Below are 15,935 nucleotides of genomic sequence, written 5' to 3' on the forward strand. Positions count from 1 at the left end.
CAGTTGACGCCCGGCGGCTGAAAGCAACAAGGCCCTGTGCGTGAGAACAGGGCCTTGTTGCTTTCGAGATCGCAGGGCGTAAACCTTCATCCGGCTTGCCATATGTAATACCTGCAACGGGAGCGCGCGACTGCATTCTTGAGCCTTTCTCGAGAAGGAGCCGTTCGATGCCCACTCCACCTATCGCCAACTTCAATCTCAAACATGCCTGCGCCAGGCAGTTCGCCGCTCGCCCCACGTTGCGCCAGGTTGCCAGTCAGCGAATCCTCACGCTACTGGTAGAGCAACTGCCTTGGCTCGCCAGCGTTGAGCCGGCGCTGACCGACGCGGCGCCGTTCATGCTCGACAGCCCGGATCCCGAAACCGCGTACTGGACGACGGCGCCACTGGTCGACGTGGTGCTGCACTCGTTGCTGAGCGGCACGAAGCTGGACCTGGAGCCGCTTGGCAAGCGTACCTATAACCTGGGGTTGAGCAGTCCCTATCGCTTTGCTGGCTCGCAGAGTGAACTCGATACTCGCTCGTTGATGGGGATGTCGGGCCCGCTCAACGATTTGGTAACGGCGTTGCCTGAGTACTTCTGTCAGGCGCAGATCGATTACTGGAATGGCGCGCCTTACGCGGCCCCCGATGGCTACGCTGTCAGTCGGCATTGCTGGATGCAGCAGGCGTTGCGTATGGCCCTGCTGGGCAATGTCGGTCAGCAACGGCTGACGGATGCAGCCAGGACCTGCGTCTACGAAATGCTGTCGGGTCGATTTGTCAGCATTCAGGCCCAGGCCATCGAAGTAGTCATGCGCAGTGCGCAGGCTGATCGCAGCGTCCTGCTCCCGGATTTGCTGGTGGCCCTTGAGCGCGATGAGGACAGTCTGCTGCTGTGGAGCCCACCTTCGGGCAAGGTGCGCGCCTATGCCGACGCGCAGGCCTTTGGCGAAGCCCTGCGGGACTTCATGGCCCGCGAACATCGCTTCGACAGCCTCACTTGGAACACCTACGCCCTGCAAGGCGATGCGTTCATGCAACAGTCGGCGTTGCTGCTTGGCTGGTTGCTGACTCGCCTGGACCACATACGCTGGTCCAGGCTTGCCAGCGTTGAGCAGATGGAGGCGGTGTACTGGCAGTTGTCCGATCCGTCCGAAGTGTTCTTCAACGAGTCGTACTTTTGCGATCCGGGTGTTGAGCTGGCAGTGCCTGACTGGCTGTCTGGCGCTACCTCCGAGGATCGTTTCGACTACCAGGCGGCCGTGCTGGATTTGGCTGTCGATCAGGCGCTGTCCGGCTCAGCCTCGTCCCGGGACGGTCTGCTCGACCTGCAGGCCTATGCCCGTCAACGCCTGCGCGAACAACTGCTGGCTGATTATCCGGTGGAGGCCAATTACTTTTCCGACGACTTACTGCTGACTGTGCGAGAAAGCTACGGTGTGCCAGGTGGCGTGGGTGTCGGACCTGGCGATGGGGTCATCGTTACCCGCACCATGACCTTGACCGAGCTTGCCATCGGCAACCTGAGCGCGCTCGGACATTCGACCATCACTGCAATCAAGCATCGCACCGGCCAGGAGATCATGAGCTGGTTGACGCCCGGTTATCTCAAGGACCTCGTGGAAAAGGTGGATATCGGCGCTGGCTACCCGACCTATGTCCAGGCCACTTTGGATGATGCGCAAAAGCGCGACGAGCGGATCAGTTTGTTTGCTCGCGAGTGGCGCAACCGGCTGCTGTTCGATGCCCTGAGCTTGAGGATCGAAGGCGGGCTGAGCAAAGAAGCATGGCAGGCATTGGCGGAGTTCTGTCGGAGCAACCGCGATCTCAAGGCCAACGTCGATATCGCTGCGCTGGCGTTCTCTGTCCCGGCCTTCAGGGCCCGCGACACGGTGAGTGGGATGTTTGTCATACGCCTGGCGCATCCTGCGGCGTGGCTGCTCTATCGGCCCCTTTACGGGCAAGACTCGCTGCGCCAGTTCAGCGACGCCACGGCGTTGATGGCAGCAATTGCCGACGAAGATGCGCTGCAGAGCACTGTGTTGACCTGGATGGAGACAGACGCCAGGGCGGTGTACCAGAACGGAGGTTTCAAGCACCCCCATCTGCTCGGCGAGGCACTGGAAGGCGTTCTGGAGGTTGCGGTACCAGGGGGCTCGGCGGTAGTAGAAGGTACCTCCGAGCCGGCAAGGATCAAGTTCACGCCTTGGTTGGCAGACGTCGATACCCATCTGTTCGTCGCCGGCAAGCAGGTGCTCGTGACACTGGCCAAACGCGACTCGGTGTCGACGCGCGAGAGCCGCTGGGAGCGCCTGAAGGAAGGTGCCTGGTTGCTGTTCAATGTGGTGGCGCCAGTGCTGAAAGGGCCGGTGGCGACCGTGACGTGGTTGGCACTGGCGCTGGAATCGGTCGAGGACGATGTAGCGGCATTGAAGCGCGGCAACGGTGCCGAGAAATCCCTGGCGATCCTGGACCTGGTGAGCAACCTTTCCATGATGTTATTGCATGGCGTTGTACCGAAGATCGAAGGCGCGAAGGATGAGCCAGAGGCCTTGGAGCCTATCGAGATGCTCGGCGGCGATGCGATTGGCGTGGCAGCGGCGGGGCCGGAACCGGTGGAAAAAGGCCGGGTGTACCTCGGTGGCGCGCTTCAGGAATCCGAAAGCAGTGTTGTCGAAATCGTCAGCGGCTGGGGCTCTGGCCCGGTGGCGAGCAGTCAGGCATTACAGCCGTTCGTCGCTACGGTGGACCTGCATGGGGTGATGGAGGACAGCCACGGTTTTTACCAGGTGGATGGGCAGCGTTATGTCGAGTTGTACGGCGAGCGCTATCAGGTGCGCCTGGACAGGGATGAGGTACGTATCGTCGGCCCGGGCGGGCGCGAAGGCCCATACCTGTGGCGTGGGCTGTCGTGGACGGTTCGCAAGGGGCTCTTCGGTGGCATGCCTAAGAAGTCGCGGACGCTCGCTGCGAAACAGAAGGAATTTGAAAGGTTGGTGGAGCTGGAAAGTCAGAACACCAAGGCCAACAACGTTTTGAAGGCAGAGACGGCGGCACAGGGACAAAGAGCCCGCACCCTGGAAGAGCAGTTGAATACGCACAAGGCCGGACTGCTGTCGGTGCAGGAAAATGCCGAGGGCAAGTTCAGCCAGGAGCAGATCGGCAAGTTGAGCGATTTTCACCAGGCGCAAATTGCCCAGAAGACCAGCGAGTTGCTTGACCTGCGCAAGCAGATGGCCATTCAGCGCGAGGCGTCCAGCGAATATGAGCGAAACAGTCTTAAGACGCTCGAGCAAATCAGCGAGCTACAGCGCCACCCTGGTATTGAGCGGCCGGTCAATTCACAGTTTCTGGAAGATAGCCGCCAGGACGGGCTGAAGGCATTGGCGGCCAACAGTTGGAACCTGTTCGAAGAGCTGCGCGAAGCCGTGGCGTATGAGCAGATCAAGAGCTTGATGTCGGCTTTGGATGGGCGTCGGATACACGAGGTGCTCGTGGAGTACCGTGCACTGCTCGGTCACCTGAAAAATGCGGTAAGCCTTCAGGAGCGTATGATCCAGGCCAGCCTCGATCTGGATTTCAGCTTGTCCCGTCTCGATCCGCAGACGCTCCTGTACGCCGCGCAAGAACCCTATACGGCCGCCAAAGTCGCCACGCTACGCAAACTCACCACAGAGCGCGTGCGTTTTCACCAGGCTTCGAACTACGTCGAACTTGCGTTACCGATGGACAAGACCAAGCAGCTCGAGCGGCAGGCGCGCTACCGAAAACAGCTGGGTAGTGATGGCTTGCGCAGTGCTGCGAGCAGTCACGGCTTGCTGCCTTTGAGCAACCTGTCGGCAGCGCAGCGGATCGAAATCCTGCAAACCGCCTGGGATGAGTACTCCACTGCAATCGTCAATGGCCTCGATATTGGCAGAGAGGGGGGCGCAGGGCTTGAGCGCGGCATGCTGGATGGCTATATGCGGCAGTTGCAAGCCCTGAAGGACATGGCCAGCGAACAGCTGAGCGAAGCCATTGCCGAGCAGGATAGCGGCCAGTTGTCCACTCGGCGGCAGGCCTACGGCAGAAGTGCTGCACCCCAGCATGCCGTGCGCACCGTGGATGGCGAGCTGGTGATCGCAAGCGAGCAAAAGGACGGCGATGTCATCCGGCTGAAGGTGGACGAGCCGATTACCGGCGTGCGTCTGCACACTTTCGAAAAGAGAGGTGATGCCTGGGAGGAGGTTGTCGCCGAGGTGCCAGAGCCTTCGGGGGAGGGAGCTGTTGCCAGCGATGCCAGGATACAGGCCGAGGCGTTGCTGGCCGAGGACCAGCAGGTCGAGGTCAAGGCCATGCATTACGTTGCAAGCGATGTGCGAGACAGCGAGTTGAAGAGGTTGCTGGACGAGCATGACAAAGCCCTGCGCAGTGCCAGCGCCGCACTGGCCAGGGTAGGCGAGGATGACGCCAAGGCCGTGATGGCGCGTTTGAGTGAGCGCATCGAGTATTGGACGGCACGACGCACGGCCTTGCTCACCCAACACTATCTGCAAACACGCTACCCAGGTGCGCGGGCGCTCGCGTTCCTGCACCGGCAAGGGCTGATCAAGGTGACGTACGAGGGGCCCCGACAGCGGATTGCCAACGGTACAGCCATGGACGAGTACAGCATCAAGCACTTGAGATACCCCGGGGACGTCCAGGGCGTACCGCTCTGGGCTGCGCACTTTCACTTCAGCGATCAGGCCGCTCCAGCCCATGCGTTCACCCGGGCGCACCTGAAAACCTGGCAACAGCGCTTCTACGGTCGTGTCGAAGCCCTCGAGCTGGCCAGGCAAGGTGAGCGTATACACCGGGGACCGCTCACCTACGAGCAGGTGAAGGGCATCATCCCGTTCGCTTGATTGAATGCAGGCAGGGGTCAGCGGTTATGGTAAAGCCCGTGCCCGCCATGGGCAGGCATGGCCTGGTTGCCACGTTCGGCGATCATCTGGCGCAGCGGGATCAGTTCGATACCCTGGCCCTTGAGCCGGGGTATCTCACGCTCCAGCACTTGCAGGGTTTGCGGGTAGGGGTGGCCGATCAGCACGGCGGAGCCCTGCTTGTGGGCCAGGGCCACGCCTTGCTGCAATTGAGCCGTGATCGCCTCGGGCGTGCGCACGTCGTCCAGGAATACATCCCGCGACACATGCGCCAGGCCGATGCGCTGGGCCTCGGCCGCCGCCACGGTGGCTGCGCTGGTGCGGCTGTCGACGAAGAACAGGTGGCGTTGCTGCAGTTCGCCCATCAGCCAGGCCATGGGTTCACGCTGGGCCGTCATGCGGCTGCCCATGTGGTTGTTGATGCCCGCTGCGTAAGGGACCTTGGCCAGGGCGGCTTGCAAGCGACTGGCCAGTTCCGGCAGTGGCGTACCGGGGTGCCAGGCATAGGGGCCGGTGGCCGGGTCCATGGGCATGTGCAGGATCACCGTCTTGCCGGCCTTGTGGGCCTGGCGGGCGAAGTCGCAGGCGTGAGGGGTGTCGGGCATGATCGCCATCGTGACCGGGCCAGAGAGGGCGAGGGTACGGCTGTCACGCTCGCTGCTCTGGCCCAGGTCGTCGATGATGATGCTCAGGTAGGCCTTGTTGGCTGGTGCCGCTTGCGCGACGCCGGCCAACAGGCAGCACAGCAGTAACAGCAGATAACGCATGGCCGCAGGTCAATCGCCCTTGGTGATGTTCAGGCCCTTGAGCAGGCTCAGCGCCTGGCTGAGCTGGAAGTCGTTGTCCTGCGGGCGCTCCTTGCGCTTGGCGCTGCCGGTCGGGCGGTCGGCGCCGCCGTTGCCGTTGCCCAGGTGGCCCTGCAGGTCGGCTTCCTTGAAGTTCTCGGTGTCGGTTTCGGCGGTGAGCTTGGCCGGGCGCACTTCGATGTCGGGGACGATGCCCTGGGCCTGGATCGAGCGGCCGTTGGGGGTGAAGTACAGCGCGGTGGTGAGCTTGAGCGCGCGGTCGTTGGCCAGCGGCAGCACGGTCTGCACCGAGCCCTTGCCGAAGCTGTCGGTGCCCATCAGCACGGCGCGCTTCTGATCCTGCAGGGCACCGGCGACGATCTCCGAAGCCGAGGCGCTGCCGCCGTTGATCAGGACCACCAGCGGTACGCCCTCGCTGGCGTCGGCCGGGTCGGCCGAGAAGCGCAGTTCGGAGTTGGCGATGCGGCCTTTGGTGTAGACGATCAGGCCCTTGGTGAGGAAGTGGTCGGCCACTTCCACCGCGGCTTGCAGCACGCCGCCGGGGTTGTTGCGCAGGTCGAGCACCACGCCGCGCAGCTTCTCACCGTTGTCCTTGCGCAGCTTGGCCAGGGCCTTGCCCACCTCTTCGCCGGTCTTGACCTGGAACTGGGTGATGCGGATATAGCCGTAGTCGTTCTCCAGCAACTGGCTCTTCACGCTCTTGACCTGGATCACCGCGCGGGTGAGGGTCACGTCGAATGGCGTGCCGCCGTCGCGCACCAGCGTGAGGACGATCTTCTCGCCGACCTTGCCGCGCATCTTGTCGACGGCTTCGGTCATGGTCTGGCCACGGGTCGGGGCGCCGTTGATCTTGACGATCAGGTCACCGGCCTGCACGCCGGCGCGGGAGGCCGGGGTGTCGTCGATCGGCGAAACGACCTTGATGAAGCCGTCTTCCTGGCCGACTTCGATGCCCAGGCCACCGAATTCGCCGCTGGTGCTTTCCTGCAGCTCCTGGAAGTCTTCAGGGCCGAGGTAGGCCGAGTGGGGGTCGAGGTTGCTGAGCATGCCCTTGATGGCGTTTTCCAGCAGGGTCTTGTCGTCGACGGGCTCTACATACGCGGCCTTGATGCGGTCCATGACCTCGGCGAAGGTGCGCAGCTCCTCCAGCGGCAGTGGCGCCTTGGCGGTCACCTCGGTGGCCGGCACCGTGGCCGGCTTGGCGGCAACGGCAGGCTTGGCCGGCTCGGCGGCGAGCGCCAGGGGCGCGCCGATGACCAGGGCAATGGTCAGGGCCAGCTGGGTGAGGCGAGGCGAGTGCAGCATGTCGAACGAACTCCTGATCCTGTAGGCGCCCCTTGCGGGAGCATCGGCCCGGCGTTTTCACGCGCCGTGCCGTAAAAGTAGTCGGTGTTAGCCGCGGCACCATTGCGCAGGGTCGGTGGGCCGGCCCTGCTGGCGAATCGCGAAGTACAGACCGGCGCTGTCCTGGCCGCCGCTGTCGCCCACGGTGGAGATGGCTTCGCCGGCCTTGACGATGTCGCCGGCGCTCTTGAGCAGGCTCTGGTTGTGGCCGTACAGGCTCAGGTAACCATTGCCGTGGTCGAGAATGACCAGAAGCCCGGCTCCGCGCAACCAGTCGGCGAATACCACGCGCCCGCCGTGTACGGCGCGTACCTGGGTACCGGCGCTGGCGCTGATCATCACGCCGTCCCACTTGGCCCGGGCATCGCTGCCGCGCATGTCACCAAAGCGTGCCAGCAGTCGACCATTGACTGGCCATGGAAGTTTTCCCCGGGCTGCGGAAAATGCACCGCCGTAGTTGGCGCCGTCGCTGGAAACCACCGGACCAAGCGTGGTGCGGGCCTTTTTCGGGGGCTCTTCCGGTTCGGCTTGCTGGTTGCGGGCTGCGGCGGCCAGGGCCTGTTCCTTGCGGCGCTTTTCTTCTTCCTGCTTGGCGAGCAGGGCGCGCTGGCGCGCTTCTTCTGCCTCGCGGGCCTGGCGTGCGAGGGTCTCCTCGATGGTCTTGAGCACTTTGCCCAGGTCGGCCTGGTCCTGCTCGCGGGACTGCAGCTTCTGGTCGCGCTCTTTCATGTCGCTGTTGAGCTTGGCCAGTACCTGCTGGCGCTTGTCGCGTTCGCTGACCAGCGCCTGGCGGCGGCTGTCGAGGTCGGCGCGCTGAGTGAGCAGTTGCTCCTGCTGGCGGCCGATGTCCTGCTCGACATTGGCCAACTGGCGCAAGGTCTCGTTGAAGGTGCGCAGTTGCTCGGTGCGCGCCTTGCTCAGGTAGTCGTAGTAGGTGAGAGTGCGGGCGAATTTCTCGGGGTTCTGCTGGTTGAGCAGCAGCTTGAGGTATTCCTCGCGGCCGTTGTTCTGGTAGGCCGAACGGGCCTGGACGGCAATCAGGCGTTGTTGCTCAACGCGGGCGCTCTGGAGTTTTTTTTTCTCGTGATCAAGGCGCTCCAGCTCGCCCTCGGTCTTTTTTAGTTCTTGCTGCAGTGCCTCCACCTGTTTTTCCAGGTTGCCGATGTCGGTCTCGGTGGACTTGAGGTCTTTCTGCACGCCGGACTTCTCCTCCTGGAGCTTGCCCAGCATCTTCTTCAGCTCGGCGATGTCCTGGCGGGTGGCGTCCAGCTGTTGCTGGGTCTGTGCGCGCTCGTCGGCGTAGGCCGGGGCGAGCAGGCATGACAGGGCGAGTAGGAACAGGGCGCGGAGCATGGGGTTGGGCGTACCAAGGATGGAGACTGGCCTAGTATGCCCGCGCGGGCTTGCAAAAAAAACGCCTCGCGGCATGTGCGGCGAGGCGTTTGTCTGGAATTCATCTGTTTTGGGCCTGCTGCGCAGGCCTATCGCGGCTCAAGGCCGCTCCTACAGGGGGACGCGATCTGCTGTAGGAGCGGCCTTGTGTCGCGATAGGGCCGCAAGGCGGCCCCAGTACACCGATCAAGCGTCGAGCAGAATCGACGTCCCGGTCATTTCGGCAGGCTTCTCCAGCCCCAGCAGCTTGAGCATGGTCGGCGCCACGTCGGCCAGCACGCCGCCCTCACGCACCTTGACCTTGCGCTTGCCGACATAGATGAACGGCACTGGCTCGCTGGTATGGGCGGTGTGCGCCTGGCCGGTGCAGGCGTCTTCCATCTGCTCGACGTTGCCGTGGTCGGCGGTGATCAGCGCTTCGCCGTCGACCTTTGCCAGTGCCTCGACGATGCGGCCGACGCAGGTGTCGAGGGCCTCGACCGCCTTGACCGCTGCCTCGAACACGCCGGTGTGGCCGACCATGTCGCCGTTGGCATAGTTGACCACGATCACGTCAAAACGCTGCTGCTCGATGGCCTCGACGATACGGTCGGTCACCTCGGGGGCGTTCATTTCCGGCTGCAGGTCGTAGGTGGCGACCTTCGGCGACGGGATCAGGATGCGCTCTTCGCCTTCGAACGGCTCTTCACGGCCACCCGAGAAGAAGAAGGTGACGTGGGCGTATTTCTCGGTTTCGGCGATGCGCAGTTGGGTCTTGCCGTTCTTCGCCAGGTACTCGCCGAGCACATTGTCCAGGCTGGATGGGGCAAAGGCCGCTGGCGCCGGGATTTTCGCCGAGTACTGGGTCAGGCCGATGTAGGCGGCCAGTTTTGGCAGGCGGGCGCGTGGGAATTCGTTGAAGTCGGGCTCGACGAACACCCGCGACAGCTCGCGGGCACGGTCGGCGCGGAAGTTCATGAAGATGACCGCGTCGCCATCTTCGACCTTGACCGCTTCGCCGATGCGCGTGGCCTTGACGAACTCGTCGCTTTCGTCACGGGCGTAGGCGGCCTCGAGGCCGGCCACGGCGCTGTCGGCGGTGTACTGGGCGGTGCTGTCGACGATCAGGTCGTAGGCGGCTTGTACGCGGTCCCAGCGGTTGTCGCGGTCCATCGCGTAGTAGCGGCCGATCAGGCTGGCGATACGGCCCTTGCCCAGCTTGGCAAAGGTGGCGTCGAGCAGTTCGATGGACGACTGGGCGCTGCGCGGCGGGGTGTCACGGCCGTCGAGGAAGGCGTGCAGGTAGATCTTCTCGGCGCCACGCTGGGCGGCCAGTTCGGCCATGGCCACCAGGTGGTCCTGGTGGCTGTGCACGCCACCGTCGGAGAGCAGGCCGAGGATATGCACGGCCTTGCCGGCACCGACAGCCTTGTCCACGGCGCCGGTGAGCACCGGGTTTTCGAAGAACTCGCCGTCGCGGATGGCTTTGGTGACCCGGGTGAAGTCCTGGTACACCACGCGGCCGGCGCCGAGGTTCATGTGACCGACTTCAGAGTTGCCCATCTGCCCGTCGGGCAGGCCCACGTCCATGCCGGACCCCGAGATAAGACCGTGCGGCTGGGTGGCGCGCAGGCGGTCGTAGACCGGTGTGTTGGCGGCGAAGATGGCGTTGTATTCGGGGCTTTCGCTGTGTCCGAAGCCATCCAGGATAATCAGGACCAGGGGTTTAGGCGTACTCGTCATCAATCAAACTCACGGTTGTTCAAAGATGATAAAGACACGCATTTTAGGGCAAATCCGCCAGCGACGGCGAATATTCCTCCCCTTGTCCGACCAGCGCTGTCGGATATGCAACATGAAGCCGGTTTTGCCGGTGGCCCACCGGGCTTTGGCGGTCATGGGGGGCTGTGTATACTGGCCGCCATTTTCAATCGCCTGGAACACCCCCGATGGTTGCTCACCTGATTCAATTCGCGACAGATCACTTCATCCTGGTGGCGATCTTCGTCGTTCTGCTGGTCCTGCTGCTGATCAACGAAGTGCGTCGTGGTGGCCAGAGCCTGAGCAACGGCCAGCTGACCGCGCTGGTCAACGCCGACAAGGCGCTGGTCATCGATATTCGCCCTGCCAAGGAGTATTCCGCCGGGCACATCGTCGGTGCGGTGAACATCCCGCAGGACAAGCTGGTCAACCGCATGACCGAGCTGGAAAAACACAAAGAGAAGACCCTGATCGTCGTCGACGCGATGGGCCAGCAGTCCGGCACCATCTGCCGCGAACTGCTCAAGGCTGGTTACACCGCTGCCAAGCTCAGCGGTGGCGTGTCCAGCTGGAAAGCCGATAACCTGCCCCTGGTGAAGTGATATGAAGCCCGTCATCGTCTACTCCAGCGACTACTGCCCCTACTGCATGCGCGCCAAGTACCTGCTCGAGAGCAAGGGCGTGGCGTTCGAAGAGATCAAGGTCGACGGCAAGCCGCAGCTGCGCGCCGAAATGAGCCAGAAGGCCGGCCGTACTTCGGTACCGCAGATCTGGATCGGCAGTACGCACGTCGGTGGATGCGATGACCTTTATGCCCTGGAGCGCGCGGGCAAGCTCGACGCGCTGCTGGCGGCCTGACTTTGCACTGCATTCGAAAACATTAGGATAAGGATCTGCCATGACTGACCAACAGACCAACGGCGCGGCTGCAGACAACAGCCCACAGTTCTCCCTGCAGCGCATCTACGTGCGCGATCTGTCGTTCGAGGCTCCGAAGAGCCCGCAGATCTTCCGCCAGCAGTGGGAGCCGAATGTCTCGCTGGACCTGAACACCCGCCAGAAAGCCCTGGAAGGCGACTTCCATGAAGTGGTGCTGACCCTGTCGGTCACCGTGAAGAACGGTGAAGAAGTGGCGTTCATCGCCGAAGTGCAGCAGGCCGGCATCTTCCTGATCGCAGGCCTCGACGCGGCCTCGATGAGCCACACCCTCGGCGCGTTCTGCCCGAACATCCTGTTCCCATACGCCCGCGAGGCCCTGGACAGCCTGGTGACCCGTGGTTCGTTCCCGGCGCTGATGCTGTCGCCGGTCAACTTCGACGCCCTGTACGCGCAAGAAATGCAGCGCATGCAGGAAGCCGGTGAAGTGCCGACCGTGCAGTAATTGCACCGGTCATGAAAAAAGCGCCTTTCGGGGCGCTTTTTTTGTGTTGGCAGTACCGGCCCTATCGCGGGGCAAGCCCGCTCCCACGGTACTTTGGCCTGCTTCTTGGGGGCAGCTCAATCCGTGGGAGCGGGCTTGCCCCGCGATAGGCCAGAACAGGCAATGCATCAACTCCCGGCAAACCCGTTCTGCCGCCACGCCTCATACACCGTCACCGCCACGGTATTGGACAGGTTCAAGCTGCGACACCCCGGGCGCATCGGCAAACGCAGGCGCTGTTCCGCCGGCAGGCTGTCCAGTACCTCGGCCGGCAGGCCGCGGCTTTCAGGGCCGAACAGGAAGGCATCGCCCGGTTGGTAGGCGACTTCGTGGAAGGGGTGCGAGCCTTTGGTGGTGAAGGCAAACAGCCGCGGGTTGCCCAGGCTTTCCAGACATCCGGCCAGGCTTTCGTGGCGCTTGAGCGTGGCATACTCGTGGTAATCCAGCCCGGCGCGGCGCAGGCGCTTGTCGTCCAGTTCGAAGCTGATGGGTTCGATCAGGTGCAGGGCGCAGCCGCTGTTGGCGCACAGGCGGATGATATTGCCGGTATTCGGCGGAATTTCAGGTTGAAAAAGGATGACGTGAAACATGCACGGCTCCAGGCATGAAGATGACGGGCATTCTACCCCCGAACCCGATGTGCGTTCGAAGGCGTTCCCGAAGATGATCCTGTCGCTGGCCATCGTCGGCTTGATGGTGGGGCTGATGATCGGCCGCCTGACTGCCCCGGACGAGCGGGTGCTGCAGCAGGTCGAGGTGGTGCAGGATGGCCTGGACCTGTGGTTCAACGAAGAACCCCAGCTGCATGGCGAGAATGTTGAAGGCACCGTGGCGCTGGCGTTCCAGGCCGAGGGCAAGGCCCAGCGCGGCCAGTTGTTCTTGCAGGATAAACCGGTGGCCTGGCGGGTGCAGAAGGGCAAGGAAGGCCTGCTGCTGACGCTGATTGCCGCGCGCCCCCTGCAAGGGCAATGGTCAGGTGCAGAGGACGACGGGCGCTGGAAGGTGCAGGTGAGGCTGCACGAATAAAAGAGGGGATGTCCCGGCCTGCCTGTACCGAGGTCCCCAAAGCGGGTTGCTGTGGCGAATAAAAGGGGGATTTCCCGGCCTGCCTGTACCAGGGTCCCCGAAACGGTGTTGCTGCTACGAATATAAAGAGGGGCTATCCCGGCCTGCCTGTACCGAGGACCCCGAAACTGGAGTTGCAGTAGTTACTGCAGGGGGCGTGCCAGTTTTGAAATGCCCGGAAATACTGGGCTTCAGGGCGAATTGGCTGGGTTTCGAGGGGATTTGTGCCTTTATCGGGTGCGTCGGGCACAGGATCGGTGCAACAGGCGAGAAATAGCTGGGGCCGCTTTGCGGCCCTTTCGCGACACAAGGCCGCTCCTACAGGGGGATGCGATCTCCTGTAGGAGCGGCCTTGTGTCGCGAAAGGGCTGCGCAGCAGCCCCAGAAATCTTACGGGTGACCCGAAAGATCAGTGGTCTTCACCCTCGTCTTCGTCTCCCCCATCGACCTTCATCCCCAACTCCTTGATCTTGCGCGTCAGGGTGTTGCGCCCCCAGCCCAGCAGTACCGCTGCATCGCGGCGCCGCCCGGCGGTGTGCTTGAGCGCGGTCTCGATCATGATTCGCTCGAAGCTGGGCACGGCGCTGTCCAGCAGGCTCGACTGGCCACGGGCCAAGGCCTGGTCGGCCCACTGGCGCAAGGCCTGCTCCCAGTTGGTCACTGGCGCTGCGTCCTGTGGCAGGTTGAGCAACTCCGGTGGCAGGTCGCCGATCAGCACCTCGCGGCTGGAGGCCATCACGGTGATCCAGCGGCAGGTGTTTTCCAGCTGGCGGACGTTGCCCGGCCACGGCAGGTTGCGGATGAACTCTTCGGTTTCCGGCTTGAGCAGCTTGGGCTCGACCGCCAGCTCCTGGGCGGCGCGGCCGAGGAAGTGGCGGGCCAGGGTCGGGATGTCTTCGCGGCGATCGGACAGACGCGGGATATGGATGCGGATCACGTTGAGGCGGTGGAACAGGTCTTCGCGGAACTTGCCGGCCTGCACCAGGGTTTCCAGGTTCTGGTGGGTCGCGGCGATGATGCGCACATCGACCTTCACCGGCACGTGGCCGCCAACCCGGTAGAACTCGCCGTCGGCCAACACGCGCAGCAGGCGGGTCTGGGTGTCGGCGGGCATATCGCCGATTTCGTCGAGGAACAGCGTGCCGCCGTCGGCCTGCTCGAAGCGGCCACGGCGCAGGTTGGCGGCGCCGGTGAACGCGCCTTTTTCATGGCCGAACAGCTCGGACTCCATCAGGTCCTTGGGGATCGCCGCCATGTTCAGGGCGATGAACGGCGCAGCCGCGCGCGGGCTGTGGCGGTGCAGGGCATGGGCCACCAGCTCTTTGCCGGTACCGGATTCGCCGTTGATCAGCACGGTGATGTTGGAGTGGCTCAGGCGGCCGATGGCGCGGAACACCTCCTGCATCGCCGGTGCTTCACCGATGATCTCGGGGGTGCGGGCCAGTGTTTGGGGCACCTCCAGCGCTTGCTGTTCCTGAGCGTGCTGGTTGGCGCGCTTGACCAGCGACACCGCTTCGTCCACGTCGAACGGCTTGGGCAGGTACTCGAAGGCACCGCCCTGGTATGAGGCAACGGCACTGTCCAGGTCGGAGTGCGCGGTCATGATGATGACCGGCAGGCCCGGGTGCTGGTCGCGAATCTGTGCCAGCAGGTCGAGGCCGCTGGCACCGGGCATGCGGATATCGGAAATGATCACATCAGGCTGCTGGCGTGCCAGGCGGCCCATCACGCCGTCGGCGCTGTCGAAGCTCTGGGTGGTCATGCCCTCCTGCTGCAGGGCCTTCTCCAGGACCCAGCGGATGGAGCGATCATCATCGACGATCCAGACAGTTTCACTTCGGCTCATGAGGCGGTGGCTCCTTGTTCCAGGGGCAGGTAGATCGAGAAGGCGGTGTGGCCGGGGTGGCTTTCACACTCGATCAGGCCCTGGTGCTGGCTGATGATGTTCTGGGTAATGGCAAGGCCCAGCCCGGTACCGTCCGGGCGGCCGCTGACCATGGGGTAGAAGAGGGTGTCCTGCAGCTCTGCGGGGATGCCCGGGCCGTTGTCGACGATCTCGACCCGGGCCACCAGGCGATGACGCACGTGGGCGATGGTGAACTGGCGCACGGCGCGGCTGCGCAGGGTGATGCGGCCCAGGCGCAGCTCGTTCTGCCCGCCGATGGCCTGCATGGCATTGCGCACGATGTTGAGCACGGCCTGGATCATCTGCTCGCGGTCGATCAGCACGTCCGGCAGGCTCGGGTCGTAGTCGCGCACCAGGGTGATGCCGCCCTGGCTTTCCGCCTCCACCAGGCTGCACACGCGCTCCAGCACTTCGTGGATGTTGGTCATCGACAGCGACGGCAGCTTGTTCGAGCCGAGCATGCGGTCGACCAGGTTACGCAGCCGGTCGGCCTCTTCGATGATCACGTTGGTGTAGTCGCGCAGGCCATCGTTGGGCAATTCGCGGGCCAGCAGCTGGGCGGCGCCGCGAATGCCGCCCAGCGGGTTCTTGATTTCGTGGGCCAGGCCGCGCACCAGCATCTTGGTGGTTTCCTGCTTGCTCAGCTGGGCCTCTTCCTTGGTGATGCGCAGCAGGCGGTCACGCGGGTGCACTTCGAGCAGCAGCAGGGTATTGCCCTGGTGCAGGATTGGCGTGACGGCGTAGTCGACGGTGATGCTCTGGCCGGTCAGCGAGGTCAGCTGGGCTTCGCGCTTGGTGAACGGATGCGCCTCCTCCACCGCCTGGCGCAGCGAGTTGAGTGCCTCGGTCGATTCGGTGAACAGCTCGCTGATGAACTGCCCATGGCTGCGCTGGCCACTGACGGCCAGAAGCATTTCCGCCGCCGGGTTCATGTACTCAAGGCGCAGCTCGGCGTTGAGCAGGAGCGTGGCCGTGGTCAGGTTGTCCAGAAGCAGACGGTGCTGTGCATCGCTGATGGTCATAAGGCGTCGTTGACCTCTGTTGGCACTCTTTTGGCGCCCCGGCAAGGCCTGGGGCGCGCACGGATGACGTGCTGGATGCGATGAAAATGCAAGAACCAAACCAAGGCTCTGAAAAGAAGCGGAAATGGCGGATAAAAGCCTGTATTCGCGCTAATTCAGGACATAAAGCCCTGGTTAAACGATTCATGTGACCCAAAGTGGGGTGCATGCTGGGGCGTCAGGCCTTTCAGTGCACCAATATGGAGCATAGGGCGCTCGTCAGGTTTTGCACAGCTGGATGCTGGCGCGGATCAGGGCAGGGCGTTGCTCGATGGCATCGAGCAGGGTGACGAGGTTTGAAGGGGGCGGTGGCGG

12 protein-coding genes are annotated in these 15,935 nt (G+C 63.4%); 5 read left to right on the forward strand and 7 right to left on the reverse strand.

Annotated elements, in window-relative coordinates; all coding sequences use genetic code 11:
- Positions 1-167 precede the first annotated feature (167 nt).
- Positions 168-4,868: a DUF6543 domain-containing protein gene (locus ABE459_RS03250; protein ID WP_346647914.1), complete on the forward strand. Its 4,701-nt coding sequence runs from the start codon at positions 168-170 to the stop codon at positions 4,866-4,868.
- Positions 4,869-4,885: 17 nt separating this feature from the next.
- Here ABE459_RS03250 and ABE459_RS03255 read toward each other — a convergent pair whose 3' ends face one another.
- The 4 genes from ABE459_RS03255 to gpmI form a co-directional block, all read right to left on the reverse strand.
- Positions 4,886-5,653: a divergent polysaccharide deacetylase family protein gene (locus ABE459_RS03255; protein WP_323830763.1), complete on the reverse strand. Its 768-nt coding sequence runs from the start codon at positions 5,651-5,653 to the stop codon at positions 4,886-4,888.
- A gap of 9 nt (positions 5,654-5,662) precedes the next feature.
- The gene (locus tag ABE459_RS03260; protein WP_323830762.1) at positions 5,663-6,997 is read right to left on the reverse strand and encodes a S41 family peptidase; all 1,335 of its coding nucleotides are present in this window, start codon (positions 6,995-6,997) and stop codon (positions 5,663-5,665) included.
- Positions 6,998-7,084: 87 nt separating this feature from the next.
- Positions 7,085-8,389, reverse strand: a complete 1,305-nt coding sequence (locus ABE459_RS03265) for a murein hydrolase activator EnvC (protein WP_125465876.1) — start codon at positions 8,387-8,389, stop codon at positions 7,085-7,087.
- 225 nt (positions 8,390-8,614) lie between these two features.
- Positions 8,615-10,150: a 2,3-bisphosphoglycerate-independent phosphoglycerate mutase gene (gene gpmI, locus ABE459_RS03270; RefSeq protein WP_323830760.1), complete on the reverse strand. Its 1,536-nt coding sequence runs from the start codon at positions 10,148-10,150 to the stop codon at positions 8,615-8,617.
- A 206-nt stretch (positions 10,151-10,356) separates the two neighbouring features.
- Between gpmI and ABE459_RS03275 the strand changes: the two genes are divergently transcribed.
- The 3 genes from ABE459_RS03275 to secB are packed head-to-tail and all read left to right on the forward strand — an operon-like array spanning position 10,357 to position 11,549.
- Positions 10,357-10,770 (forward strand): rhodanese-like domain-containing protein, encoded by a 414-nt coding sequence (locus ABE459_RS03275; protein ID WP_110995320.1) that lies wholly within the window; start codon positions 10,357-10,359, stop codon positions 10,768-10,770.
- Position 10,771: 1 nt separating this feature from the next.
- Positions 10,772-11,026 carry a glutaredoxin 3 gene (grxC, locus tag ABE459_RS03280; protein WP_110995319.1) on the forward strand — a complete coding sequence of 85 codons (255 nt, stop codon included), beginning with the start codon at positions 10,772-10,774 and terminating at the stop codon, positions 11,024-11,026.
- 40 nt (positions 11,027-11,066) lie between these two features.
- Complete coding sequence (secB, locus tag ABE459_RS03285) at positions 11,067-11,549, forward strand: protein-export chaperone SecB (RefSeq protein ID WP_125465874.1); 483 nt, start codon at positions 11,067-11,069, stop codon at positions 11,547-11,549.
- Positions 11,550-11,716: 167 nt separating this feature from the next.
- On the opposite strand, the gene trmL is transcribed toward secB, so the two are convergent.
- Complete coding sequence (gene trmL, locus ABE459_RS03290; RefSeq protein ID WP_054884254.1) at positions 11,717-12,178, reverse strand: tRNA (uridine(34)/cytosine(34)/5-carboxymethylaminomethyluridine(34)-2'-O)-methyltransferase TrmL; 462 nt, start codon at positions 12,176-12,178, stop codon at positions 11,717-11,719.
- Here trmL and ABE459_RS03295 point away from each other — a divergent pair.
- On the forward strand, positions 12,177-12,614 hold the full coding sequence (locus ABE459_RS03295) for a hypothetical protein (protein ID WP_125465873.1): 438 nt from the start codon (positions 12,177-12,179) through the stop codon (positions 12,612-12,614). The genes trmL and ABE459_RS03295 overlap by 2 nt on opposite strands.
- Before the next feature lie 448 nt (positions 12,615-13,062).
- On the opposite strand, the gene ntrC is transcribed toward ABE459_RS03295, so the two are convergent.
- A complete protein-coding gene (gene ntrC, locus ABE459_RS03300) occupies positions 13,063-14,499 on the reverse strand; it encodes a nitrogen regulation protein NR(I) (RefSeq protein WP_125465872.1) in 1,437 nt (478 codons plus the stop codon).
- A complete protein-coding gene (glnL, locus tag ABE459_RS03305; RefSeq protein WP_258705261.1) occupies positions 14,496-15,581 on the reverse strand; it encodes a nitrogen regulation protein NR(II) in 1,086 nt (361 codons plus the stop codon). Before glnL ends, ntrC begins: the two co-directional genes overlap by 4 nt.
- Positions 15,582-15,935 lie beyond the last annotated feature (354 nt).

Source organism: Pseudomonas sp. TWI923 (assembly GCF_039673365.1).
Classification (GTDB): domain Bacteria; phylum Pseudomonadota; class Gammaproteobacteria; order Pseudomonadales; family Pseudomonadaceae; genus Aquipseudomonas; species Aquipseudomonas sichuanensis.